Annotated in this window: 21 protein-coding genes; 5 read left to right on the top strand and 16 right to left on the bottom strand. The window is 63.3% G+C overall.

Annotated elements, in window-relative coordinates; translation table 11 throughout:
• Window positions 1-51: 51 nt before the first annotated feature.
• The 15 genes from HB777_17635 to rpsF form a co-directional block, all read right to left on the bottom strand.
• Window positions 52-792: an SDR family NAD(P)-dependent oxidoreductase gene (locus HB777_17635; GenBank protein ID QND65542.1), complete on the bottom strand. Its 741-nt coding sequence runs from the start codon at window positions 790-792 to the stop codon at window positions 52-54.
• Window positions 793-840: 48 nt separating this feature from the next.
• A complete protein-coding gene (locus HB777_17630) occupies window positions 841-2,310 on the bottom strand; it encodes an amidophosphoribosyltransferase (protein QND65541.1) in 1,470 nt (489 codons plus the stop codon).
• 104 nt (window positions 2,311-2,414) lie between these two features.
• Complete coding sequence (locus HB777_17625; protein ID QND65540.1) at window positions 2,415-3,083, bottom strand: CvpA family protein; 669 nt, start codon at window positions 3,081-3,083, stop codon at window positions 2,415-2,417.
• Between the two features lie 68 nt (window positions 3,084-3,151).
• Window positions 3,152-4,555: a DNA repair protein RadA gene (gene radA, locus HB777_17620; protein QND65539.1), complete on the bottom strand. Its 1,404-nt coding sequence runs from the start codon at window positions 4,553-4,555 to the stop codon at window positions 3,152-3,154.
• 253 nt (window positions 4,556-4,808) lie between these two features.
• Window positions 4,809-6,299, bottom strand: a complete 1,491-nt coding sequence (locus HB777_17615) for a replicative DNA helicase (protein QND65538.1) — start codon at window positions 6,297-6,299, stop codon at window positions 4,809-4,811.
• Window positions 6,300-6,597: 298 nt separating this feature from the next.
• Complete coding sequence (locus HB777_17610) at window positions 6,598-7,092, bottom strand: ATP-binding protein (protein QND68806.1); 495 nt, start codon at window positions 7,090-7,092, stop codon at window positions 6,598-6,600.
• A 74-nt stretch (window positions 7,093-7,166) separates the two neighbouring features.
• A complete protein-coding gene (locus HB777_17605) occupies window positions 7,167-8,396 on the bottom strand; it encodes an RNA polymerase sigma factor (GenBank protein ID QND65537.1) in 1,230 nt (409 codons plus the stop codon).
• Complete coding sequence (locus tag HB777_17600; protein ID QND65536.1) at window positions 8,393-8,758, bottom strand: YciI family protein; 366 nt, start codon at window positions 8,756-8,758, stop codon at window positions 8,393-8,395. The genes HB777_17605 and HB777_17600 overlap by 4 nt, the downstream gene beginning before the upstream one ends.
• A gap of 45 nt (window positions 8,759-8,803) precedes the next feature.
• Window positions 8,804-9,517: a DUF1428 domain-containing protein gene (locus HB777_17595; GenBank protein ID QND65535.1), complete on the bottom strand. Its 714-nt coding sequence runs from the start codon at window positions 9,515-9,517 to the stop codon at window positions 8,804-8,806.
• Between the two features lie 138 nt (window positions 9,518-9,655).
• On the bottom strand, window positions 9,656-10,627 hold the full coding sequence (locus HB777_17590) for a methyltransferase type 11 (protein ID QND65534.1): 972 nt from the start codon (window positions 10,625-10,627) through the stop codon (window positions 9,656-9,658).
• A 1-nt stretch (window position 10,628) separates the two neighbouring features.
• Window positions 10,629-10,952 (bottom strand): YnfA family protein, encoded by a 324-nt coding sequence (locus tag HB777_17585; protein ID QND65533.1) that lies wholly within the window; start codon window positions 10,950-10,952, stop codon window positions 10,629-10,631.
• A gap of 67 nt (window positions 10,953-11,019) precedes the next feature.
• Entirely contained in the window at window positions 11,020-12,324 is a 1,305-nt protein-coding gene (locus HB777_17580; GenBank protein QND65532.1) for a class I SAM-dependent methyltransferase, read from the bottom strand.
• Between the two features lie 323 nt (window positions 12,325-12,647).
• A complete protein-coding gene (gene rplI, locus HB777_17575; GenBank protein QND65531.1) occupies window positions 12,648-13,232 on the bottom strand; it encodes a 50S ribosomal protein L9 in 585 nt (194 codons plus the stop codon).
• 221 nt (window positions 13,233-13,453) lie between these two features.
• On the bottom strand, window positions 13,454-13,702 hold the full coding sequence (locus tag HB777_17570; GenBank protein QND65530.1) for a 30S ribosomal protein S18: 249 nt from the start codon (window positions 13,700-13,702) through the stop codon (window positions 13,454-13,456).
• Entirely contained in the window at window positions 13,702-14,202 is a 501-nt protein-coding gene (rpsF, locus tag HB777_17565; protein QND65529.1) for a 30S ribosomal protein S6, read from the bottom strand. Before rpsF ends, HB777_17570 begins: the two co-directional genes overlap by 1 nt.
• 466 nt (window positions 14,203-14,668) lie before the next feature.
• Here rpsF and HB777_17560 point away from each other — a divergent pair, with 466 nt between their 5' ends.
• Window positions 14,669-16,315 (top strand): hypothetical protein, encoded by a 1,647-nt coding sequence (locus tag HB777_17560; protein ID QND65528.1) that lies wholly within the window; start codon window positions 14,669-14,671, stop codon window positions 16,313-16,315.
• 48 nt (window positions 16,316-16,363) lie between these two features.
• On the opposite strand, the gene HB777_17555 is transcribed toward HB777_17560, so the two are convergent.
• Window positions 16,364-18,295 carry an LTA synthase family protein gene (locus HB777_17555; protein QND65527.1) on the bottom strand — a complete coding sequence of 644 codons (1,932 nt, stop codon included), beginning with the start codon at window positions 18,293-18,295 and terminating at the stop codon, window positions 16,364-16,366.
• Window positions 18,296-18,572: 277 nt separating this feature from the next.
• Here HB777_17555 and fabD point away from each other — a divergent pair, with 277 nt between their 5' ends.
• The 4 genes from fabD to fabF all read left to right on the top strand — a co-directional run bounded on the left by fabD (window position 18,573) and on the right by fabF (window position 22,178).
• Window positions 18,573-19,514: an ACP S-malonyltransferase gene (fabD, locus tag HB777_17550; GenBank protein ID QND65526.1), complete on the top strand. Its 942-nt coding sequence runs from the start codon at window positions 18,573-18,575 to the stop codon at window positions 19,512-19,514.
• Between the two features lie 58 nt (window positions 19,515-19,572).
• Window positions 19,573-20,310 (top strand): 3-oxoacyl-[acyl-carrier-protein] reductase, encoded by a 738-nt coding sequence (fabG, locus tag HB777_17545; GenBank protein ID QND65525.1) that lies wholly within the window; start codon window positions 19,573-19,575, stop codon window positions 20,308-20,310.
• Window positions 20,311-20,644: 334 nt separating this feature from the next.
• Window positions 20,645-20,881, top strand: a complete 237-nt coding sequence (locus tag HB777_17540; GenBank protein QND65524.1) for an acyl carrier protein — start codon at window positions 20,645-20,647, stop codon at window positions 20,879-20,881.
• A gap of 34 nt (window positions 20,882-20,915) precedes the next feature.
• Window positions 20,916-22,178: a beta-ketoacyl-ACP synthase II gene (fabF, locus tag HB777_17535; GenBank protein ID QND65523.1), complete on the top strand. Its 1,263-nt coding sequence runs from the start codon at window positions 20,916-20,918 to the stop codon at window positions 22,176-22,178.
• The last annotated feature ends 44 nt before the right edge of the window (window positions 22,179-22,222 follow it).

The following is a 22,222-nucleotide window of genomic DNA, read 5'->3' as shown; positions in this document are numbered from 1 at the left end:
GTCAGAAGAAACGTTGCCGGAGGCCTATTTAATCCGTCTCGCAGGCAAGTTTTATTCCGGCTGACGATAGGCGACGAAGCGATTGTGCTTGGCCTGGAAGATCAATCCGGTCTCTTTCAGCTCCGGGCTGGCCAGCGGCACGATGCGCTTGGCGATCTCCGAGGGGTGCGGCAGCGTCTCGGGATCTTCGCCCGGCACTGCCTGGGCCCGCATGGCGGTGCGGGTGGCGCCGGGGTCGGCGGCGTTGATCCTGAGCGGCAGGCTCTGCGTCTCATGCGCCCAGGAGCGCATCATCGTCTCCACCGCCGCCTTGGATGCCGCATAGGGCGCCCAGAACGCGCGCGCCGAGTGCGCTGCGTTGGAAGACAGGATGATCGCCCTGCCGGCGTCGGAGAGCCGCAGCAGCGGGTCGACCGAGCGGATCAGTCGCCATGTCGAGGTGACGTTGATGGTCATCACCTTCTCGAAGGTTTTTGCTTCGACATGGCCGATCGGCGAGATGACGCCAAGCACGCCGGCATTGGCGACGAGAATGTCGAGCTTGCCCCAGCGTTCGTGGATGGCGCCGCCCAGCCGGTCGATGCCGGCCATGTCGGCGAGGTCGAGCGGCACCAATGTCGCCTGGCCGCCGGCCGCCTTGATCTGATCGTCAAGCTCTTCCAGGCCGCCGACAGTGCGCGCCACCGCGATGACATGCGCGCCGGCGGCAGCCAACTCCTTGGCGATGAAATAGCCGATGCCGCGCGAAGCGCCGGTGACGACCGCAACGCGGCCGGTAAGGTCGAGGGTCATGCGTTGGATTCCGGAAATCTGGCTAAGAGAAGTGACGGACCGGCAATCCTACGTCCCGCTCGTCGCTAGCAGCGACAGCGTGCGCACATTGTCGTGGCCTTCGAAGTCGAGCAGGCGGGTCGGGTACTGGCCGGTGAAGCAGGCATCGCAGAATTGCGGCTGGTCGTTGTCGCGGCTGGCCTCGCCGACAGCGCGGTAAAGCCCGTCGATGGTGAGGAAGCCGAGCGAATCAACGCGGATGAACTCGGCCATTTCCTCCACCGACATGCGCGATGCCAGAAGCTTCGACTTTTCCGGCGTGTCGACGCCGTAGAAGCAGGAGGCGCGTGTCGGCGGCGAGGCGATGCGCATGTGCACTTCCTTGGCGCCGGCGTCGCGCACCATCTGCACGATCTTCTGGCTGGTGGTGCCGCGCACGATGCTGTCGTCGACCAGCACCACGCGCTTGCCCTCGATCATGCGGCGGTTGGCATTGTGCTTCAGCTTGACGCCCATATGGCGGATCGAATCGCCGGGCTGGATGAAGGTGCGGCCGACATAATGGTTGCGGATGATGCCGAGCTCGAAGGGAATGCCGGCCGCCTGGGAAAAGCCGATCGCTGCCGGTGTGCCCGAATCCGGCACCGGCACGACGATATCGGCCTCGACCGGGCTTTCGACCGCCAGTTCTGCGCCGATGCGCTTGCGCACCTCATAGACGTTGCGGCCTTCGACGGACGAATCCGGCCGCGCGAAATAGACATATTCGAAGATGCAGAAGCGGGTCTTCTGCGGCTCGAAGGGGAACAGGCTTTCAATGCCCTTGGACGTGACGACGACCATCTCGCCGGGCTTCAGGTCGCGCACGAAACGCGCACCGATGATGTCGAGCGCGCAGGTTTCCGAGGCCAGGATCCACGCACCGTCGAGATCGCCGAGCACCAGCGGTCGGATGCCGAGCGGGTCGCGGCAGCCGATCATCTTCTTAGCCGTCATCGCCACCAGCGAGAAGGCGCCCTCGACCTGCCGCACCGCATCGATGAAACGCGAGTTCAGATCGCGCTCCTTGCTGGTGGCGACCAGATGCAAAAGCGTCTCGGTGTCGGAGGTGGAGGAGAAGATCGCGCCTTGCTTCTGCAGCGCGCGCTGCACGGTCATGGCGTTGGTCAAATTGCCGTTGTGGGCGACGGCAAAGCCGCCATCGGCCAACTCGGCAAAGAAGGGCTGGATGTTGCGCATGCCGGCGCCGCCGGTCGTGGCGTAGCGTGTATGGCCGATGGCGCGGTTGCCTTGCAGGCTGTCGATGACGCGCTGCTTGGTGAAGGTGTCGCCGATCAGGCCGACATGGCGTTCGACATGGAACTGGCTGCCGTCATAGGAAACGATGCCGGCCGCTTCCTGGCCGCGATGCTGGAGCGCATGCAGGCCCAGTGTGACGATGGCCGCGGCATCCTGTCGGCCGAAAATGCCGAACACACCGCATTCGTCGTGGAAATGGTCGTCGGCCTCGGCGGAAAGCACGTCGTCTGCGTCTGCCATCTTAAGCTCCGCTAAAATCGCCATATAATGCGGGTTCGCGTCGAAAGCAACGCGCGCCGTGCAGCCGTTCACACCATCGTTAGGTACTGACGCCGTTTTCGGCGTCAGTTTGCCGGTGCAGCCGGCGCCGGATTGGCCGGCGCGTTGTCCGCTGGCGGCGTTGCGGCGTCATCGTCAGGCGCCGGCGTGTTGGCATCGTCGGCACCTGCTGGAGCGTCCGCCGCCGGTGCGTCCGGAGCCGCGGGCGTCTCTGCGGCCGGCTGATTCGGGTTGAGCTTCTTCAGAATCGCGTTTTCCGGATCTTCGGGCAGCAGGCTTTCGAGCTTGGCGCCGATCTGCTCGAGCAGCGGTCGCGACTTGGCGTCCGTGACCCAGGCGGGAGCCTTGGCGCCGGCCAGCCAGTTGAAGAACAGCAGGGCGACGGCGACGACCAGGATGCCGCGCGCGGCGCCGTAGAGGAAGCCCAGCGTGCGGTCGAGCGCGCCGATCCGGGAATCGATGATCCAGTCAGCGAGCTTCATGGTGATCACCGAGACGACGATCAGCGCGATGATGAAGACGACGCCGGCGGAAGCCGCCATGGCGATCTTTTCGTTCTCGATGTAGGGCTTCAGATAAGGCAGGACCGGCTTGTAGAAGAAGAAGGCCGCCGCCGCTGCTGCTGCCCAGGAGACGACGGACAGGACTTCGCGCGAGAAGCCGCGAACCATGGCGAGCATCGCCGAGACCAGAGTGAAGCCGACGAGAATTCCGTCAAGCAGCGTAATCGGCATGTCTTTCGCCCCACTCCATGAGCCGCATTATGAGCAGGCGAAACGTTGGCTTGCCAACGTCAGTCTGCTTAGTCTTCCTCGCCCACGCGGCTTCGGCGTGAGCCGGCTATGCGTGCCACGAGGTCGGCAAGCTCGGTCGGCTGGAAAGAACCGGCACCGATCCCCCCGGCCAGTTCCCCGCTGCCCGAGGGCAGAACCGCGCTTCCAAAACCCAGCTTTTCGGCTTCCTTGAGGCGCTGTTGCGCATGCGCAACCGGCCTCACGGCGCCCGAAAGGCTGATTTCGCCGAAATAGACGCAATCGGCGGGAAGGGCAAGACCGGTGAGCGAGGAAACCAGGGCCGCTGCTACCGCAAGATCGGCCGCGGGTTCCGAGATGCGGTAGCCGCCGGCGACGTTGAGGTAGACGTCGTGGCTGCCGAAGCGCACGCCGCAATGGGCTTCGAGAACCGCCAGGATCATCGACAGCCGGGCGCCATCCCAGCCGACGACGGCGCGGCGCGGCGTGCCGAGCGAGGACGGCGCGACCAGCGCCTGGATCTCGACCAGCACCGGCCTTGTCCCTTCCATACCGGCGAAAACCGCGGCGCCCGGCGATTTGGCATGGCGTTCGCCAAGGAAAAGCTCGGATGGGTTGGCCACCTCGCGCAGGCCCTTGTCCGACATTTCGAAGACGCCGATCTCGTCGGTCGGTCCAAAACGGTTCTTCACCGTGCGCAGGATGCGGTAATGATGCCCGCCTTCGCCTTCGAAGTAGAGCACGGCGTCGACCATGTGCTCGACGACGCGCGGTCCGGCGATCTGGCCTTCCTTGGTGACATGGCCGACCAGCACGATCGCCGCCCCTGTGGATTTCGCATAACGGATCATCGCCTGGGCGGCGGCACGCACCTGGGTGACGGTGCCGGGCGCCGAATCGGCAAGGTCGGTCCACAGCGTCTGGATCGAATCCAGGATGACGAGATCAGGCCGCTTGCCGTCGGCAATGGTGGCGAGGATGTCCTCGACGTTGGTCTCTGCGGCAAGTTCCACCGGAGAGGAGGCGACGCCAAGCCGCTGCGCCCGCAGCCTGATCTGCGCGACCGCCTCTTCGCCCGAGACGTAGACGATGCGGTGGCCTTTTGACGCCAGTGCCGCGGCCGCCTGGGTGAGCAGCGTCGACTTGCCGATACCGGGATCGCCGCCGACCAGCAGCGCTGATCCGCGCACGAAACCGCCGCCGGTGGCGCGGTCGAGCTCGCCGATGCCCGAAATGATGCGCGGCGCATCCTCGATGTCGCCGGAGAGTGTGGTGAGTACCACCGCGCGGCCCTTGCGGGCGTTGCGCGTGTTGGCCGGACCCGAGCCGATGCCGCCCGAAGTGCCTTCCTCGACCAGCGTGTTCCACTCGCCGCAGGCATCGCATTTGCCGGCCCAGCGCTGATGCACCGATCCGCAACTCTGGCAGATGAATTGAACGCGGGATTTGGCCATTAGAAGGAAGCTGCCTTGGCAGACGACAGATAAGTCGGCGGGACAGCGCCCCCCTCTGTCCTGCCGGCCATCTCCCCCACTAGGGGGAGATCGGACTGCGCGTTAGGCATCGCCAATTTTCAGCGTCGCAAAAAAGAGCGTCGGCATGGGCGACAGCCAATCTCCCCCCAAGTGGGGGAGATGTCCGGCAGGACAGAGGGGGGCGCCGTAAAGCGCCATGATCCCGCATCTTGGTTGCGACGCCGGCCAAAAGCTACTCGAACCTTTCCGGCAAATGATGCTCCTCGGCAAGGTCGGAGAAGCGGGTGAACTCGCCCTGGAAGGCAAGGCTGACGGTGCCGGTCGGGCCATGGCGCTGCTTGGCGATGATCACTTCGGCCTTGCCCTGAACCTCGACCATCTTTGTTTCCCAGGCGAGGTGCTCCGGCGTGCCTTTCTCCGGCTCCTTGTTCTTGATGTAATATTCCTCGCGATACACGAACAGCACTACGTCGGCGTCCTGCTCGATCGAACCCGATTCACGCAAATCGGACAGCTGCGGATGCTTGTCGTCGCGGCTTTCGACCTGACGCGAGAGCTGCGAGAGGGCGATGATCGGCACGCCGAGTTCCTTGCCGAGTGCCTTCAGTCCGGTGGTGATCTCGGTGATTTCCTGGACGCGATTCTGCGACGCCTTGGCGGACGAACCCTGCATGAGCTGGATATAGTCGATGACCATCAGATCCAGCCCGCGCTGGCGCTTGAGGCGGCGGGCGCGAGCCGCGAGTTGGGCAATCGAGATGCCGCCCGTCTGGTCGATGTAGAGCGGCCGCTTGTGGTTCTCCTGCGTGTACGCGACGAGCTTGCCGAAATCGGCTTCGGTCAGGTCGCCACGCCTGATTTTCGAGGATGGGATCTCGGTCTGCTCGGAAATGATGCGGGTGGCCAGCTGCTCCGACGACATTTCGAGCGAGAAGAAGCCGACGACGCCGCCATTGGCCGCCTTGACGGAGCCGTCGGCCTGCTGGGCAGGCTCATAGGCGGCCGCGATGTTGTAGGCGATGTTGGTGGCAAGCGAGGTCTTGCCCATGCCCGGGCGGCCGGCAATGATGATCAAATCCGATGGCTGCAGGCCGCCCATGCGGTGGTCGAGATCGCGCAGGCCGGTGGCAATGCCGGACAGGTGGCCATCGCGCATATAGGCCGCGCTGGCCATGTCGACGGCGTTCTTCAACGCATCGGAAAAACTTTCGAAACCGCCATCGTAGCGACCGTTTTCGGCCAGTTCGAACAGCCGCCGCTCGGCATCCTCGATCTGCTCGCCGGGCGCCATGTCGACCGGCGCGTCATAGGCGATGTTGACCATGTCCTCGCCGACGGTGATCAGCGCGCGGCGCGTCGCAAGATCGTAGATAGCGCGGCCATAATCGGTGGCGTTGACGACGGTAACGGCTTCCACGGCCAGCCGCACGACATATTGCGCCATCGTCATGTCGCCGACCTTCTCGTCGGCCGGCAGGAAGGTCTTTAGCGTGATCGGCGTCGCGACCTTGCCCATGCGGATGAACTCGGACGCCACCTCAAAGATCTTGCGGTGCAGCGGCTCGTAGAAATGACTGGCCTTGAGGAAGTCCGAGACGCGGTAGAAGGCATCGTTGTTGACGAGGATGGCGCCGAGCAGCGCCTGCTCCGCCTCGATGTTGTTTGGCGCTTCACGATAAAGCGGTGTTTCCGCGACGCCGAATTTTCGCGCTGCCTCTGCCATGATGTCCCCGATTCCGATCCGGCTTCTCGATATCAGAACGTGATAAGTCAGTGATGACTTATCTGCACCAGTGCCTGTCCAATCAGCTTTGATGCCCACGATTCACAGGAACAGAAAACCGTCCACAGAACAGTATTCCCGTGCCCCGATTCCGGTTGACTCGGCAAGGCACTAATTCTACGCGACTGCCTGGAACGAAGCAAGAACAATCGGCTGGTGTGGTAGATCTAGATTCCCTGCCATTCGGTCCCATCAACCTGATAGGCTTTTGAATCCATGGCCGCACTCGATTGTTCGGTCAGGATGTGTGGACAACGATGTTGAAGCCTTCGTCGGGTTCCGGAGGGACGAAATAGCTTGTGAACAGATCGTAGTCCGCTTCGCTTACTTGGAACGGGTGTTCGCCACCTGCATTTCGGTGACGAAGCCGTTGCCTGCAGACTGTGTCGGGTACATCGAGCAGATGTAGCTCGTGGGTCACATCGGCCCGGGCAATTAGCGAACGCATCCAGTTGCGATGGCTGACAGTGTTCGCCGGGAAATCCAGAACAACAGAAAGGCCCTGTTGTAAAATATCGACAATGTGCGGCCCCATGGCAGCGCGAAGCCGCGCCGAAAGACGGTCGTAATCGTCGATTGTCCTCAACTCATCTGAAAACAGATGTGACGTCCAGTGATCTTCGCTGATGAGCAAGGTCGCCGGCCGCGCTGCAATATGCCTTGCAAGCGTCGACTTCCCCGCAGCAATCTTTCCGCAAAGAAGATATAAAGTTGGTGGGGAACCCTGTTCCATATGGGAAGAATACTCGGCCCCGTGTCTATCTGCCAGCATGGATCGGCTGCTCCTGCTTCTGGTTCAACGCGAGCCTAGAGCTGATCGAGCCGCGCTTGCAGGAACCGGCGTTCCGCCGGTTGCCGGGTCAGCTCAAGCGCCCGCCGGTAGGAGGTCTTTGCCGCTTCGGTCAAGCCAAGCCTGCGCTGCATGTCCGCCCGTGCGGCATAAGCCAGATGGTAGCCGTCCAGCCCGCCCTGTCCCATGACCGTCTCGATTGCCGCCAGTCCGGCCTGCGGGCCGTCGCGCATGCCTATGGCCGCGGCGCGGTTGAGTGCCACGACTGGCGAGGGAGCGATGCGGTCGAGCACATCGTAGAGCGCGACGATCTGCGCCCAGTCGGTCTCAGTCGTGCCGGCCGCCTCGGCGTGAACGGAAGCAATGGCTGCCTGCAGGATATAAGGTCCGATGCGGCGCGAGGCGATCGCCTGGCCGATCAGGCCGTCGGCCTCGGCGATCAGCACACGGTCCCACAGCGTGCGGTCCTGGTCTTCCAGCAGCACGAGATCGCCGCTGGCATCGACCCGCGTCGCGCGCCGCGCCTCGTGCAGCAGCATCAGGGCAAGCAGCCCTTGCGCTTCCGACTGGTCGAGCAGCTCGATCATCAGCCGGCCGAGCCGGATCGCCTCGGCGCAGAGATCGGCCCGCGTCAGGTTCGGTCCCTCGGTTGCGGCGTAACCCTCGTTGAAGATCAGGTAGATCACCTGCAGCGCGCTATCGAGACGCGCCGGCAGGTCGCCGCGGTCGGGCACTTCGTAGGGAATGGCCTCGTCCCGGATCTTCGCCTTGGCCCGCACGATGCGCTGCGCAATGGTCGGTGCCGGTGTCAGATAGGCGCGGGCGATCTCTTCGGTGGTCAAACCACCCACTTCGCGCAGGGTCAGGGCTATGCGTGCGTCCGGCGCCAGCGCCGGGTGGCAGCAGACGAAAATGAGCCGCAATTCATCGTCCTGGATGTCTTCCGGCATGGCCGGCTCCGGTATCGGCTCGGCCAGGGCCGTGAGCTCGGGCAGGGCTCCGGTCAGCCGCGCTTCCCGGCGCCAGCGGTCGATGGTCCTGAAGCGGCCGGCCGAGACCAGCCAGGAATAGGGATTGGCCGGCACACCCTGGCGCGGCCATTGTTCGGCGGCAGCAGTGAAGGCCTCGTGCAAGGCCTCCTCCGCCGCGTCGAAACCGCCGAGCAGGCGGATCAAGGTCGCCAGCACGCGCCGCGCCTCGGTGCGGTAGACCGCCCCCAGGGCGTCGCGCGGGCTGGTGGTGCTCACAGGACCGGCGGCGGCTGGCTGAAGTCGACGACCGGGCGGACTTCGACGAAGCCGATCGTTGCCAGCGGATGGCCGCTCGCCACCCGCACCGCCTCGTTGAGGTCGCGGGCCTCGATGACGATGATGCCGCCCAGTATCTCCTTGGTCTCCATGAACGGGCCGTCGACCGACGACATCTTGCCGTCGCGGACCTGCACGGTCATCGCCTCTTCGGGCAACACCAGGGCCTCGGCGGTGACGAAGTGGCCGCTGGCCTTGAGCACCTCGTCATATCCGGCGCATTCGGCAAGCGCGGCATTGGCCTCCGGGCTGCCGCCGAACAACGTCTTGGGGTGGTAGTAGATGAGACAGGCATAACGCATGGTGGATTTCCTTTTCCAGGATTGTCGAAACTAGGGTTCTTGGGATCAGGCGTCGAGGATCGGCGCGAAGCCGCCATGGATCCGGCGCTGGTTGTCGTAGGGCATGGTGTCGGCATACATGCGCGGATCGGCAATCACCTTCTTCCAGGCGTCGTCGCGCGCCTGTTTCGACGGCCATTCGATCCAGGCATAGACGACAACCTCGTCGCCCGTCGCTTTCACGGCGCCACGGTAATCGGTGACCTCGCCGTCGGGAACATCATCGCCCCACGCTTCGACGACGCGGGTTGCGCCATGTTCCTTGATCACCGCGGCCTGCTTCGCCGCCACGGCAAGGTAGGCTTGCCTGTTGGCAGCCGGCACCGGCACCAGCGAGCCGTCGATATAGCCGGTCTTGCCGGTCGTGTTCAGGTCGATGAACGGCGTGAAGCCGCCGATGATCATGCGCTTGCCATCAAAGGGCATGGACGCGCCGATCTCCGCCATGCGCGGGTCGCTCATCATCGTCTGATAGGCCGCGTCCGCCGCCGCCTTGTCCGCGTATTCGTGCCACGAAAAGGTGATGACTTCATCCGGCTTTGCCTTCACGGCTCCCTTGAAGTCGGTGATCTTGCCGCCGGGCACGTCGTCGCCCCATCCTTCGACCATGCGGGTCGTGCCGAACTCCTTCAGCACCGATGCCGCCTTGGCGACATGCCTGCGATAGGCTTCCTTGTTGGCGGCGGGCACCGCGGCGACAAATCCTGCGATGTAGGTCATTGCGTTTCTCCTGTTGGCTGTCGTTTGACACTCTTGGCGTCTCGAAAGGTCCGAGAACGCCAATGGTCGAACGGCACGGCCTGGATTCGACATCGCTCCGAAATTTTTCTTCGGCGCGGTTCGAAACGCCACTGCCGCTTATTCGGAAGCCAGCCTGTCGCCCCAGTCCAGCCGTCGGGCCAGCTTGAAGTCGGCGCCGTCGCGTTTGGTGAACAAGCGCTCGGCGGCGGTGCCGTCTTCCCTGCAAAGCTTGAGCAGAACCTTGCCGGAGCCGGATTTCGGCGGCGCAAGAACCCGTGCCTGGTGTGATGTGGGTCCGTCGCGAGAAGCCGCGACATAGATGAACTTCTCGTCTTCCCACGGCACGTCGGCGTCCTTGGCCAGCCGGTGCAGGCGCGAGCGGGCGACGCGGCGGGAGAAATGGCACCAGTCGGGCTGGGCGAGCGGGCAGGGCGCTTGATGCGGGCAAGGCGCAAGCACATGCGCGCCCGCCTCGATCAGCTGCCGGCGCACGGCGAGGATACGCTGCCAGCCGGCGGGGGTGCCCGGCTCGACGATCAGCAGCGTGTCGGCTGTGAGTTGCCAGAGCCGATTGATGAGCTTCGGCAGGGATGCCGGGGCAATTTCGTCCAGCACATAGGCGCACGTAACTAGATCGGCAGGCTTGAGGTCGGCGAGGTCGATGGTGGCATCGCCCGCCAGCCATCTGATCTCGGCGGCAATCGCGCCGGCGGCAAGTGTCTCGCCGACCTTGCGCACCGCCGCGCTCGCTTCCAGCAGCACCGCCTGTTCGAGATCCGGCCACAGGTCGGTCGTGGCCCAAAGCACCGTACCAGGGCCGGCGCCGACATCGAGTAGGCTCCTGGGTTGAAAGCCTGGCTCTGCGCCGCTCAGCGCGTCGAGGCTGGCGCGGATCGCGGCATAGGTCGCCGGCAGCCGCGTCGCCAGATAGGCCTTCACCGCCAGATCCTCGGCCATGTGCAAACGGCCGTCGCGCAACTCAGCACGATAACGGTCGGACAGCGTTTTTGCCGCTTGTTTGAGTACCGCCAGCGGAACGTTTTCGAGCAGGCGCTCTACACCTTGACGAAGGGGTGCCGGCAGTTCCATCTCACGCGCCCCGCGGGACGAGAAGGATCACCGAAGCGCCGGCAATGCACAGCGCGGCGCCGGCAAAGTCCCAGCGGTCGGGGCGCACGCCCTCCACCAGCCACAGCCAGCCAAGCGATGCCGCAATGTAGATGCCGCCATAGGCGGCGTAGGCGCGGCCGGCAGCTGATGTGTCGACCAGCGCCAGCAGGAAGCCGAACAGGGCAAGCGAGGCGAGGCCGGGAAGCAGCCATAGCGGCGACTTTTCCAGCCGCCACCAGGCCCAAAACGAGAAGCAGCCGGCGATCTCGGCCAGGGCGGCAGCGGCATAAAGCATATAGGTCATGAAAAAGGTCCCGTGGCGATCACGGGACCTTTTTCAGTGCAGGGGCCGGCAATGGCAAGTGGCAATGCTATTCCTGGTCCGCAACCTTGCGGCGGCGAGCCGGCTTGGCGGCAGGGCTCTTTTTGACGGGGGCCGTTTCACGATGCCCCATATCGCGCATCTCGAGCGCCTTTTCGCACTTGGCCATGTAGTCGCGTGTCATCGGCAGCGTGTCGTTCTTCTTGGCGATCTGGATCTGGAAGATCACCAGGTCCTGCCAGCGAAAGGCGGCTTCCGAGGCAGCCAGGTAAAACTCCCACATGCGGCAGAAGCGCTCGTCATAGATCGCCTTGGCCTTGTCGCGGTTGGCGGCGAAGCGCTCGCCCCAGTGCTTCAGCGTATCGGCATAGTGGAGCCGCAGGATCTCGACGTCGGTGACGACCAGGCCCGATTTCTCGATCGCTGGCATGACTTCCGAGAGCGCGGGGATGTAGCCGCCCGGGAAGATGTATTTGCGGATGAAGGCGCTGGTTGCCCACGGCACGCCGGAACGGCCGATCGTGTGCAACAGCATGACGCCATCCGGCTTGAGCAGCGTCGCGCTCTTGTCGAAGAAGGTGCGGTAATGGTTGACGCCGACATGCTCGAACATGCCGACCGAGACGATACGGTCGAAACGCTCGTTGAGTTCGCGGTAGTCCTTGAGCTCGAAATGCACGCGGCTTTCCAGCCCTTGCGCGTGCGCCCGGTCGGTGGCGACGCCATGCTGCTCGGTCGACAGCGTGACGCCCTGCACGTCGACGTCGAACGCCTTGGCGAGGTAGAGGCCGAGCCCGCCCCAGCCGGAGCCGATGTCGAGCACCGTCTGGCCGGCCTTCAGTCGGAGCTTGGCGGCGATGTGGCGCTTCTTGGCCGCCTGTGCTTCGTCGAGCGTCATGTCCGGCTGCTCGAAATAGGCGCAGGAATACTGCATGTCCTCGTCGAGGAAGAGCCGGTAGAGATCACCCGACAGATCGTAGTGGCGCTGCACGTTGCGGCGCGAGCGCGAGGCGGTGTTGATCTGCTGCAGGCGGCGGAAGGCGTGGCGCAGGCCTTCGATGGCTTTCGACCAGGTCGCGTCGATGCCGCCGCTGCCCATGTTCTGGAAGGCGATGCGCATTACGCCCAGCACGCCGCCTTCGAGAATGTCGAGCTCGCCGTCCATGTAGGCTTCAGGCACAGCCAGCATCGGATCGAAGGTGATGGCGCGCTCGGCATGCGCGGTCTTGATGTGCATGTGCACCGGTTCGCCGCTGCCGTCGCCGAAAACCACTGTCATGCCCTTGGGGCCGGTTACCTTGAGATTGCCGGTGCGCACCAGGCGGTCGAGAACGCGCTTCAACAGAATATTCATGACCAAATGTCCCCTCTCGGCCAGACAGGCTGTCTTGGCGCGTGACCCGAAAATCGGAATCGATTTTCATCGGGGATCCTGCGCCGAACCAAAGTTGCACAGCGTCATTTGCGCGGCCAAAGGACGCGCGACGCTGTAGTCTGCAACAATATATGGGGGTTCGAAAAGTTCCATTTGGCATAAAAAAGCCCGGGCGCGAGGCCCGGGCGTTGGTCCAGTATGGCTGGATGCCGGCAAAGTGATCGAAGCAACGCTTCAATCGAGATCAGAGCACCGCTCCAACCGTGATCAGAGCACGGCTCCAATCGCCTTGCGACGTATGATCAGGCGTTGTCTTCGCCGCCCTCGAACTCGGTGTTCGGGTCGAAGAAGTTTTCCGGCCGGGCATTGTCGTTGATGTCGTCGCCATAGATGGCTTCGGCGGTGGTCAGCGTCTCGCCCTTGGCCTGGCGCTCGGCTTCGTCGGCCGTGCGGGCGATGTTGAGCGTGACGGTGACCTCGACTTCCGGATGCAGCGCGATCGCCACATTGGTGACGCCGATGGTCTTGATCGGCTGGTTGAGCAGGATCTGGTTGCGGTTGATCGAAAAACCTTCCGCCGTCAGCAGGTCCGCGATGTCGCGCGTCGACACCGAACCATAGAGCTGGCCGGTTTCACCAGCCGAACGCACGGCGATGAAGCTCTTGCCGTCGAGCTTTTCGGCGACTTGGGCCGCTTCCGACTTGCGCTCGAGGTTGCGGGCTTCGAGCTGGGCACGCTGGCCTTCGAACTTCTTCTTGTTGGCTTCGTTGGCGCGCAGCGCCTTGCCCTGCGGCAGCAGGAAGTTACGGGCAAAGCCGTCCTTGACCTTGACGGTGTCGCCCATCTGGCCGAGTCGGGAAACGCGTTCGAGAAGAATGACTTCCATGGTTTTATTCCTTCAGTTAGGCGCCAATCGACCGATGAGATCGACGCCGAATGTCTCTGGAACAGGTCAGGAAGCTTGAGCGCCTGGGGCGCTGGTGTCGCTGTCCTGCCTGTCGCGGCAGTTAGAGGTTTTTGACCTCAACCCGGGATTTGATGTCCGACCCCGCAGCGCCCGTCGCCGTGGGAGATGAGCGGGCGGTGAACCGCCCGCTCATAAAAGATTTAGCGAACCACGTAGGGCAGCAGGCCGAGGAAGCGGGCGCGCTTGATCGCCTTGGCGAGTTCACGCTGCTTCTTCTGGCTGACGGCGGTGATGCGCGACGGCACGATCTTGCCGCGCTCGGAAATGTAGCGCTGCAGCAGACGCACGTCCTTGTAGTCGATCTTGGGCGCGTTGGCGCCGGAGAACGGGCAGGTCTTGCGGCGGCGATGGAACGGGCGCCGGGTCGGGATCTGATTGATGTCGACCATTATTCTGCACCCCCTTCAGAGCCTTCGCGCGGACGGCGCGGACCACGATCAGCACCGGCGTCGCCGAACGAGCGCGGCGGACGATCGCCGCGGTCGCCGCGATCACGGTCGCCGAACGAGCGCGGGCCACGATCGCCACGGTCGCGGTCGCCGAAGCCGCCGCGTTCCGAGCGCTCTTCGCGCTTCTGCATCATGGCCGACGGGCCTTCCTCATGCGCCTCGACCTTGATGGTCAGGAAACGCAGCACGTCTTCGGACAGGCCCATCTGGCGCTCCATCTCGTTGAGCGCGGCCGCCGGGCAATTCAGATCCATCAGCGTGTAGTAAGCCTTCCGGTTCTTGTTGACCCGGTAGGTGAGGGACTTCAGTCCCCAGTTCTCGACCCGACCGACGGACCCGCCATTTGCGGAGATGACGCCCTTGTACTGTTCGACAAGCGCATCGACCTGCTGCTGCGAGAGGTCCTGCCGGGCAAGAAACACATGTTCGTATAGAGCCATAGTGGTTCAGTGCCTTTCTTCGTTTCTCTTCCGGTTCCCGGCGGCAAAAGCCTCTGCAACTTCTCTGACCCGCTGGTCCCGAAGGGGCGGGGAAGAAAGGAGCATTTCGAGACGGTCGAGAGCGGAGACACGGGAGGCGGAAGCACTTCTGGCATCACACGAAGGTTTTGGATAAAACCTCCGGCCCTCCGTTCAGCCCCCAGCAAGGACCGGCAGATTGCGGGCGTCTATATAGCAATCCAGCCGCAACGCAAGGGTGGGCGGCGTTCTCTGTGTCGCATGCGGTGGAATAATCAAGCAGCAACAACGGGCCAGGCTTTGGGGTTTTCCGGAAACCGGACCTTAACCACAATGTCAGGTTGTGTGGAGTTGAAACCTCGCCGTCAACGCTCGATTCATCATGGGAGGCGCAGAAGCCGTATAGCCCGCGCACAAAAAAGCGCGGCAAGCATTTGCGGGGGTAAGGATGCTTTTCGGCAAATTCTGGCGCTCAACGAGCGGTAATTTCACGCTTGTGCTGGGATTGGGCTTGCCGGTCATCCTGACGGCTGTCGGTTTCGCGACCGATGTCTCCACCCTGATGCGGGCCAAGAGCAATCTGCAGAATGCCCTCGATGGGGCAAACCTTGCCTCTTCGCATCTTGGCGATCTCGACATCACCCGCAATGATGCCTTCCACCGCTATTTCCAGGCCAATATCGTCGGGCACAGCGAACTCGGCAACGCGCAGGCGACGTTGACCGTCGACAAGGGCATCAATTTCGTCAAGACAAAGGCGGTTGCCACAGCGGACGTCAACCTGAACTTCGCCTTCCTGTTCGGCAACAGCAAGCGCATCGAGGTCGATGCCTCCGCCGTTGAATCGAACAACCAGCTCGAAGTCGTGCTGGTGCTCGACAACACCGGCTCCATGGCCGGCGCGCGCATGACGGCGCTGAGGACCGCGACCAAATCATTGCTAGACACGCTCGAATCGACAAAGTCGCCGACGCGCCAGATCCGCGCCTCGCTGGTTCCATTCGTTACGGCCGTCAATGTCGACGGTGACGAATTCGACCAGTCCTGGATCGACATGGACGGCAAGTCGTCCACCAACGGCATCAATTTCCCGATCATCGACGGCAAGCGCCCCAATCACATGGCGCTTTTCAAGCAGCTCAAAATGACCGGATGGACCGAGCCCGGATGGAACGGCACCGGATGGAAAGGTTGCGTCGAGGCGCGACCGGGCACCAACAACATTTCCGACGCCTCACCCGATCCCGCCAAGCCCGACACGCTGTTCGTTCCGTATTTTGCGCCGGACGATCCGCAAGTTGCCCAGGCCCCGTCTGCCTCCTATGGCAATTCGGATAAATACTACAACAATTCCTATCTCGACGACGGCTACGACAAGACCAAGCTCGATAAGCAGAAAGGCAACGCTCTCGGCATCGATGTCAGCGATCTCGTCAGCGATTTGGTGACGCCCGGCAAGCCTGCCAAGGAAAAGGTCGCCAAATATATCGCGCCCGTCAACGAGCTCATCACCGAGACGGGCACCCGCATCACCGTCGGCCCGAACCGCGCTTGCCCCACACCCGTCGTCCCGCTGACCGACGATTTCGACAAGCTGCGCAAGGCAGCAGGCGAGATGACCGAGTGGAACGGTTCAGGCACCAATGTCTCCGAGGGCCTATCGTGGGGCATGCGGGTGCTGTCGCCCGCCGCGCCCTACACCGATGGCGCGCCTTGGAAGACGCCTGGCATCAGCAAGATCGTGCTGTTGCTCACCGATGGCGAGAACGTCGTCTATGGCGCCAGCGAACAGCCGACGAAATCCGACTACACATCCTATGGCTATCTGGCTGGTGGCCGCTTCGGATCGGACAACCAGACGACCGCGGCGCGCAATGTCGACGGCTGGACCAAAAGCGTTTGTACGCAGTTGAAGGACGAGGGTGTGCAAATCTACACCATGGTGCTGCAGTCCGACACCGCCGCCAACCGCGCGCTTTACAGCGCCTGCGCTTCAGACCCGAGCAACTATTATGCCGTCAACGATCCGACCAAACTGCCGAACGTGTTCCTGCAGATAGCCAACAAGTTCACGAAGCTGCAATTGACGAATTGAACGCTCGACCCGACAGAGACCGGCCGGCTCCTCACGGGATCGATCGGCTCAACTCGTATGGGTGGCGACAACCTTGTCGACCGTTTCTGGGAAGAAGTCGGGCGCCGCGTGGCGTTTGCCGAACATCATGTCGTACTGCAACAGGCGGAAATCGCGGATCGCCGGGTCGATCTCCTTCTGCCGCGCCCAATCAGGCGTGGCCTCGCCGGCCGGCGTCAGCAACAAATTGCGGTCGACAACACGGTAGCGTTCGCTCATCTCGCCCAGGAAGCCGGTATAGTAGGGATGGCTGATGCCGGCCGTCTTCAGGATATGATAGGGCAGGAAGGCCGGGCTGACGGCGCCCATGTCCTCAGCCGGCCCGGTGCGGTTCGACCAGATGACCAGCGGCGTCGCGTGGTGTTCGAGGGCGGCCTCGGGCGACGCTTCCTTGCGCGGGGCGACATTGTCCTTCAGGAAACCGGTTTCGACATAGACCGGCCCGAGCGGCGGCAGATGGTCGCCAAAGAAGGCGATCACGGTGGGGCGGGAGCGTTTCTTGGCCCATTCGACGAGGCGTTCAAGACCGCGATCGGCATCGGCTGAGCCCTCGGCGTAGCTGAGCAGCGATTCGCGCGCCCACTGGCTGATCGGCGCCTGCACCGTATGCGTCGGGCTGTAATAGCGGTTCGGCTCGTAGGGACCGTGGTTTTGCAGGCTGACCGCAAAGAAGAACACCGGCTCGTCGCTGGCGTCGGCCTCGCTGATGATCTCGTCGGTCATCGCCGCATCCGATGCCAGCGGTCCGCGCTTTTGCATCGGCGGCAGCGTCTCTTCTGATTTGAAGTCGTTGAAGCCGAAATCGGCGTAGACGGCGCCACGGTTCCAGAACCAGTTGGTGCCGGGATGGATGGCGCGCGCCCGGTAACCCTGGCTCTTGAGGAAGGTGGCGAGCGAAGGCGTCGGCGTGCGCACATATTGCTGATAGGGGATGCTGCCGGCCGGCAGGAACGCGTTGGAGAAGCCGGTCAGCGCCTCGAACTCGATGTTGGCGGTCATGCCGCCGAATTCCGGCGAGAACATCGATCCCGAGCGCAACGCCCGTACATTGGGGATCGGATCGGGTGTGATGGTGACGCCGGGCAGCTTGGTCGGATCCCAGAAGGACTCGCTCATGACGATGATGATGTCGGGCTTCTCGGCCGGCACCGAGGCGGTCACGTCAGACCTGCCGATCGCCGCGATCGCCTTGTCGGAATAGCCTGGCGGCGCCGAGACATGTGCCATCGGCACATTGAGGGCAAAGGCCAGCGCAAAGCCGTTGGAGGCATAGTTTTCCTTCTGGTCCCACATGATCGGGATGATCTGCAGCCGGTCCCTGGTCCAGGAGAAGGTGGCGTAGTCCATGATCGAGACGAAGAAGGCGAGCAGCGGCACTGCCAGCGTCAGCCTGGCAAGGCGGCCTTTGTGGCTGAGTGCTGGAACCTTGCGGCGCCACAGCCGCCAGCCATAGACGAGCAGCGACAGGCCGGCGACGATGCCGACGACCATGGCGAGCGCGGTCATCGGCCGGTCGCGCACCAAAAGCGGCAGCAGCGCGAATATCTGGCGGGCATAGAGGAAATCGGTCGGATAGAGCGGATCGCCGAGATAGTGCGACTTCTGGTGGCCGACGAAGGCAAGCGACAGGGTCAGCGGTGCGACGATCATCAGGCTCTGGTGGCTGCGGCCGAGCACCGCATCGAGGCCGATGAGGATCAGCGCGAACACGACGATGGTGGTCCAGCCGGGCTTGAGCGGCTGCAGGAAGAAGGAGACAGTGCCGGCAAAATCGCCGCGCACGATCAGTTCGATGGCAAACACCAGGACGGCAGCGATCGCCAGGCTGATCAGCCCATAGCGCACGACCGGCCATCTCCTGCCCGGCAGATAGCCGGTGGAGGGGTCGTCTTCCAGGAACTGTGGCGCGGCCTTGCCGGCGCGTTTGTAACTCTTTGCCACTTTAACTTCCCCACCCAGCGACAAACACGTCACTCGATTGTCATAGAATTGTCACGCAAAGCTAGCGCCTGTAGCGAAAATAAGAAGAGCCAGCAAACGAATCGTGAGCGGTTTTCATCAGGAGTGATCGCCAAAAAGCCTTTCGGAACAGGCACTCGGCGGACGAAGCGGCCGCCGGGCAGGGTCGAACCGGGCTTGACTTGGCGGCCTGCCTTGCGTCACAGGCAAGAAAAACTCGTCTATCAGGCAAGCAAAACCAGCCCTTGGGAGTCCTAGCATGGCCGTTGCATTCACCTTTCCCGGACAAGGCAGCCAGGCAATCGGCATGGGCAAGGATCTCGCCGACGCCTTTCCCGAAGCGCGCAGGATCTTCCAGGAAGTCGACGACGCGCTGGGCGAAAACCTGTCGAAGCTGATCTGGGAAGGGCCGGAAGAGACGTTGACGCTGACCGCCAACGCGCAGCCGGCGCTGATGGCGGTGTCGCTGGCCGCGATCCGGGCGCTGGAAGCGCGCGGCTTCTCGCTGAAGGACAAGGTTGCCTATGTCGCCGGCCATTCGCTGGGCGAATATTCGGCACTCGCGGCCGCTGGCTTCGTTTCGGTTGCCGATGCCGCCAGGCTGCTGCGCATCCGCGGCAATGCCATGCAGGCGGCGGTGCCGGCCGGCGAGGGGGCGATGGCGGCGATCATCGGACTGGAGCAGGCCGATGTCGAAGCCGCCTGCGCGGAGGCAGGCAAAGGCTCTGTCTGCCAGATCGCCAACGACAATGGCGGCAGCCAACTGGTCATTTCCGGCGCCAAAGCCGCGGTCGAACTGGCCGCAAAACTGTGCACGGAAAAGGGCGCCAAGCGCGCACTGATGCTGCAGGTGTCCGCGCCCTTCCATTCGGCGCTGATGGCGCCGGCCGCGGACGTCATGCGCGAAGCCCTGGCCGGCGTGACAAAGAACCCGCCGGTCGTCCCGGTCGTCTCCAACGTGTCGGTGACGTCGTCGAGCGATCCGGACGAGATTGCGCGGCGTCTGGTCGAGCAGGTGACAGGCCGCGTGCGCTGGCGCGAGACGGTAGAATGGTTCGGCGCAAACGGCGTCACCACGCTTTACGAGATTGGCGCCGGCAAGGTGCTTTCGGGATTGGCGCGCCGCATCAACCGCGACATCGCCACCGCTTCGGTCGGCTCCGCGGCTGAGGTCGAAGCGGCGTTGGCGGCGCTTGCATAAAGCGTCATTTGATCCCATCCCTGTAAAGGGGTGTTCTCTTCTCAATCAGGAGACAAAAATGTTCGAATTGACTGGCCGCAAGGCGCTCGTCACCGGCGCATCGGGGGGCATCGGCGAGGCGATCGCCAGGGTGCTGCATGCGCAAGGCGCGATCGTCGGCCTGCATGGCACCCGCGTCGAGAAATTGGAGACCCTGGCAGCCGAGCTTGGCGACCGGGTCAAGCTGTTTCCGGCCAATCTGTCGAACCGCGACGAGGTCAAGGCGCTCGGCCAGAAGGCGGAGGCCGATCTCGAAGGCGTCGACATCCTGGTCAACAATGCCGGCATCACCAAGGACGGGCTGTTCGTGCGCATGTCGGATGCCGACTGGGACACCGTGCTCGAGGTCAACCTGACCGCCGTGTTCCGGCTGACCCGCGAACTCACCCATCCGATGATGCGCCGCCGCCACGGCCGCATCATCAACATCACCTCGGTGGTCGGCGTCACCGGCAATCCCGGTCAAACCAACTACTGCGCCTCCAAGGCCGGCATGATCGGCTTTTCCAAGTCGCTGGCGCAGGAGATCGCCACCCGCAACATCACCGTCAACTGCGTCGCCCCGGGCTTCATCGAATCGGCGATGACCGACAAGCTCAACGACAAGCAGAAAGAGGCGATCATGGCCGCGATCCCGACGCGCCGCATGGGCACCAGTGCTGAAGTCGCTTCCGCCGTCGCCTATCTCGCCTCCAACGAAGCCGCCTACGTCACCGGCCAGACCATCCATGTGAATGGCGGCATGGCGATGATCTGACGGACCTTGTTGATAATTCTACCCTGCCGGCCATCTGCCGCGGTTATCTGCGCTTCCGGTGCTCGCGTACTCCAAGTACGCTCCGCTCCGGGTCTCGAAAACCGCACCATATGACTCGGCAGGGCGAATTCTGAACAAGGTCCGGCGGGTTGTGAAAAGAGACCATTTCGGCTTGGACCTCAGCTATTTTTCGTGTAATGCGGCCCGCAACCCGGCGGTTCGGGCAAAAACCGGTCCGTAGCCGTTGCGTTTCCGGCAGGACCATCTTTCAGCTTGATTAGCGGCATTCTGCCCGCTAACGAAGACAGACAAACAAAAGACGAGGATGCCCCAAATGAGTGACACCGCAGAGCGCGTCAAGAAGATCGTCATCGAGCACCTTGGCGTCGATGCCGACAAAGTGACGGAGCAGGCGAGCTTCATCGATGATCTGGGCGCCGACAGCCTCGACACGGTCGAACTCGTCATGGCGTTCGAAGAAGAATTCGGCGTCGAGATTCCCGACGATGCGGCCGAGACCATCCTGACCGTTGGCGATGCCGTGAAGTACATCGACAAGGCTTCGGCCTGACGCTTTCCGCAGTCATCACCGGGGAGGACCTGCGATGAGGCGTGTCGTCGTCACGGGCCTTGGGTTGCTGTCGCCGTTCGGCATGGGCTTTGAGCACAGCTGGAAGGAACTTCTGACCGGCCGCAGCGCTGCCAAGCGCATCACCGAGTTCGAGGTGGAGGATCTTGCTTGCAAGATCGCCCACGTCATTCCGCGTGGCGATGGCAGCAATGCCACCTTCAATCCCGAGGCCGTGCTCGAGCCGAAGGAATTGCGCAAGATCGGCGACTTCATCCTGTACGGGATTGCCGCCGCCGACGAGGCGCTGAAGGATTCCGGCTGGGAACCCAAGACGCATGAAGAGCAGTGTGCCACCGGCGTCCTGATCGGCTCCGGCATTGGCGGCATCGAGGGCATCGCCGAGAACGCGATGATCCTCAAGGAGCGCGGTCCGCGCCGCATCAGCCCTTTCTTCATCCCAGGCCAGATCATCAATCTCGTTTCCGGGCAGGTTTCGATCCGGCATGGGCTGAAAGGCCCGAACCATGCCGTCGTCACGGCCTGTTCGACCGGCGCGCACGCCATTGGCGATGCTGCCCGGTTGATCATGTGGGGCGATGCCGACGTGATGGTCGCCGGTGGCGCCGAAGCGCCGGTGACACGGCTGTCGATCGCCGGCTTCGCCGCGTGCCGGGCGCTGTCGACGGAGCGCAATGATTCGCCGCAAACGGCGTCGCGCCCCTATGATCGCGACCGTGACGGCTTCGTCATGGGCGAGGGCGCCGGCGTTGTCGTGCTCGAGGAGCTCGAGCATGCCAAGGCGCGCGGCGCCAAGATCTATGCCGAGGTGACGGGTTATGGTCTCACCGGCGATGCGCATCACATCACGGCGCCCGCCGAGGATGGCGATGGTGCCTTCCGTTGCATGACGGCGGCGCTGAACCGGGCCAAGCTGACGCCCGCCGATGTTGACTACATCAACGCCCACGGCACCTCGACCATGGCCGACACGATTGAGCTCGGCGCTGTCGAGCGGCTTGTCGGCAATGCCGCGTCGAAGATTTCGATGTCGTCGACCAAGTCGTCGATCGGCCACCTGCTCGGGGCGGCCGGTGCCGCCGAAGCGATCTTTTCGATCCTTGCCATCAGGGACAATGTCGCGCCGCCGACCATCAACCTCGACAACCCGGAGCGCGAAACCGCGATCGACCTGGTGCCGAACAAGCCGCGTGCCCGCCAGATCGACGTGGCGCTGTCCAATTCCTTCGGCTTTGGCGGTACCAACGCGTCGCTGGTCTTCCAGCGCTACAATGGCTGATCGTCCGGTTATCGGGCGACGCTTTGGCGTGCCGTCAATTTTGC

The organism is Mesorhizobium loti (assembly GCA_014189435.1).
Lineage (GTDB): Bacteria > Pseudomonadota > Alphaproteobacteria > Rhizobiales > Rhizobiaceae > Mesorhizobium > Mesorhizobium loti_G.
Note: the sequence above shows the minus strand (reverse complement) of the source record. Positions and strands in the feature narration are given on the sequence as shown.

What these genes read in the sequence shown, in the direction of transcription:
- fabG (QND65525.1), top strand. Translation starts at nt 19,573, where the DNA reads ATGTTCGAATTGACTGGCCGCAAGGCGCTCGTCACCGGCGCATCGGGG.
- HB777_17560 (QND65528.1), top strand. Translation starts at nt 14,669, where the DNA reads ATGCTTTTCGGCAAATTCTGGCGCTCAACGAGCGGTAATTTCACGCTT.
- fabD (QND65526.1), top strand. Translation starts at nt 18,573, where the DNA reads ATGGCCGTTGCATTCACCTTTCCCGGACAAGGCAGCCAGGCAATCGGC.
- HB777_17635 (QND65542.1), bottom strand. Translation starts at nt 792, where the DNA reads ATGACCCTCGACCTTACCGGCCGCGTTGCGGTCGTCACCGGCGCTTCG.
- HB777_17585 (QND65533.1), bottom strand. Translation starts at nt 10,952, where the DNA reads ATGACCTATATGCTTTATGCCGCTGCCGCCCTGGCCGAGATCGCCGGC.
- HB777_17595 (QND65535.1), bottom strand. Translation starts at nt 9,517, where the DNA reads ATGACCTACATCGCAGGATTTGTCGCCGCGGTGCCCGCCGCCAACAAG.
- HB777_17610 (QND68806.1), bottom strand. Translation starts at nt 7,092, where the DNA reads ATGGAACAGGGTTCCCCACCAACTTTATATCTTCTTTGCGGAAAGATT.
- HB777_17625 (QND65540.1), bottom strand. Translation starts at nt 3,083, where the DNA reads ATGCCGATTACGCTGCTTGACGGAATTCTCGTCGGCTTCACTCTGGTC.
- HB777_17570 (QND65530.1), bottom strand. Translation starts at nt 13,702, where the DNA reads ATGGTCGACATCAATCAGATCCCGACCCGGCGCCCGTTCCATCGCCGC.
- HB777_17590 (QND65534.1), bottom strand. Translation starts at nt 10,627, where the DNA reads ATGGAACTGCCGGCACCCCTTCGTCAAGGTGTAGAGCGCCTGCTCGAA.
- HB777_17540 (QND65524.1), top strand. Translation starts at nt 20,645, where the DNA reads ATGAGTGACACCGCAGAGCGCGTCAAGAAGATCGTCATCGAGCACCTT.
- HB777_17615 (QND65538.1), bottom strand. Translation starts at nt 6,299, where the DNA reads ATGGCAGAGGCAGCGCGAAAATTCGGCGTCGCGGAAACACCGCTTTAT.
- rpsF (QND65529.1), bottom strand. Translation starts at nt 14,202, where the DNA reads ATGGCTCTATACGAACATGTGTTTCTTGCCCGGCAGGACCTCTCGCAG.
- HB777_17630 (QND65541.1), bottom strand. Translation starts at nt 2,310, where the DNA reads ATGGCAGACGCAGACGACGTGCTTTCCGCCGAGGCCGACGACCATTTC.
- HB777_17600 (QND65536.1), bottom strand. Translation starts at nt 8,758, where the DNA reads ATGCGTTATGCCTGTCTCATCTACTACCACCCCAAGACGTTGTTCGGC.
- rplI (QND65531.1), bottom strand. Translation starts at nt 13,232, where the DNA reads ATGGAAGTCATTCTTCTCGAACGCGTTTCCCGACTCGGCCAGATGGGC.
- fabF (QND65523.1), top strand. Translation starts at nt 20,916, where the DNA reads ATGAGGCGTGTCGTCGTCACGGGCCTTGGGTTGCTGTCGCCGTTCGGC.
- HB777_17580 (QND65532.1), bottom strand. Translation starts at nt 12,324, where the DNA reads ATGAATATTCTGTTGAAGCGCGTTCTCGACCGCCTGGTGCGCACCGGC.
- radA (QND65539.1), bottom strand. Translation starts at nt 4,555, where the DNA reads ATGGCCAAATCCCGCGTTCAATTCATCTGCCAGAGTTGCGGATCGGTG.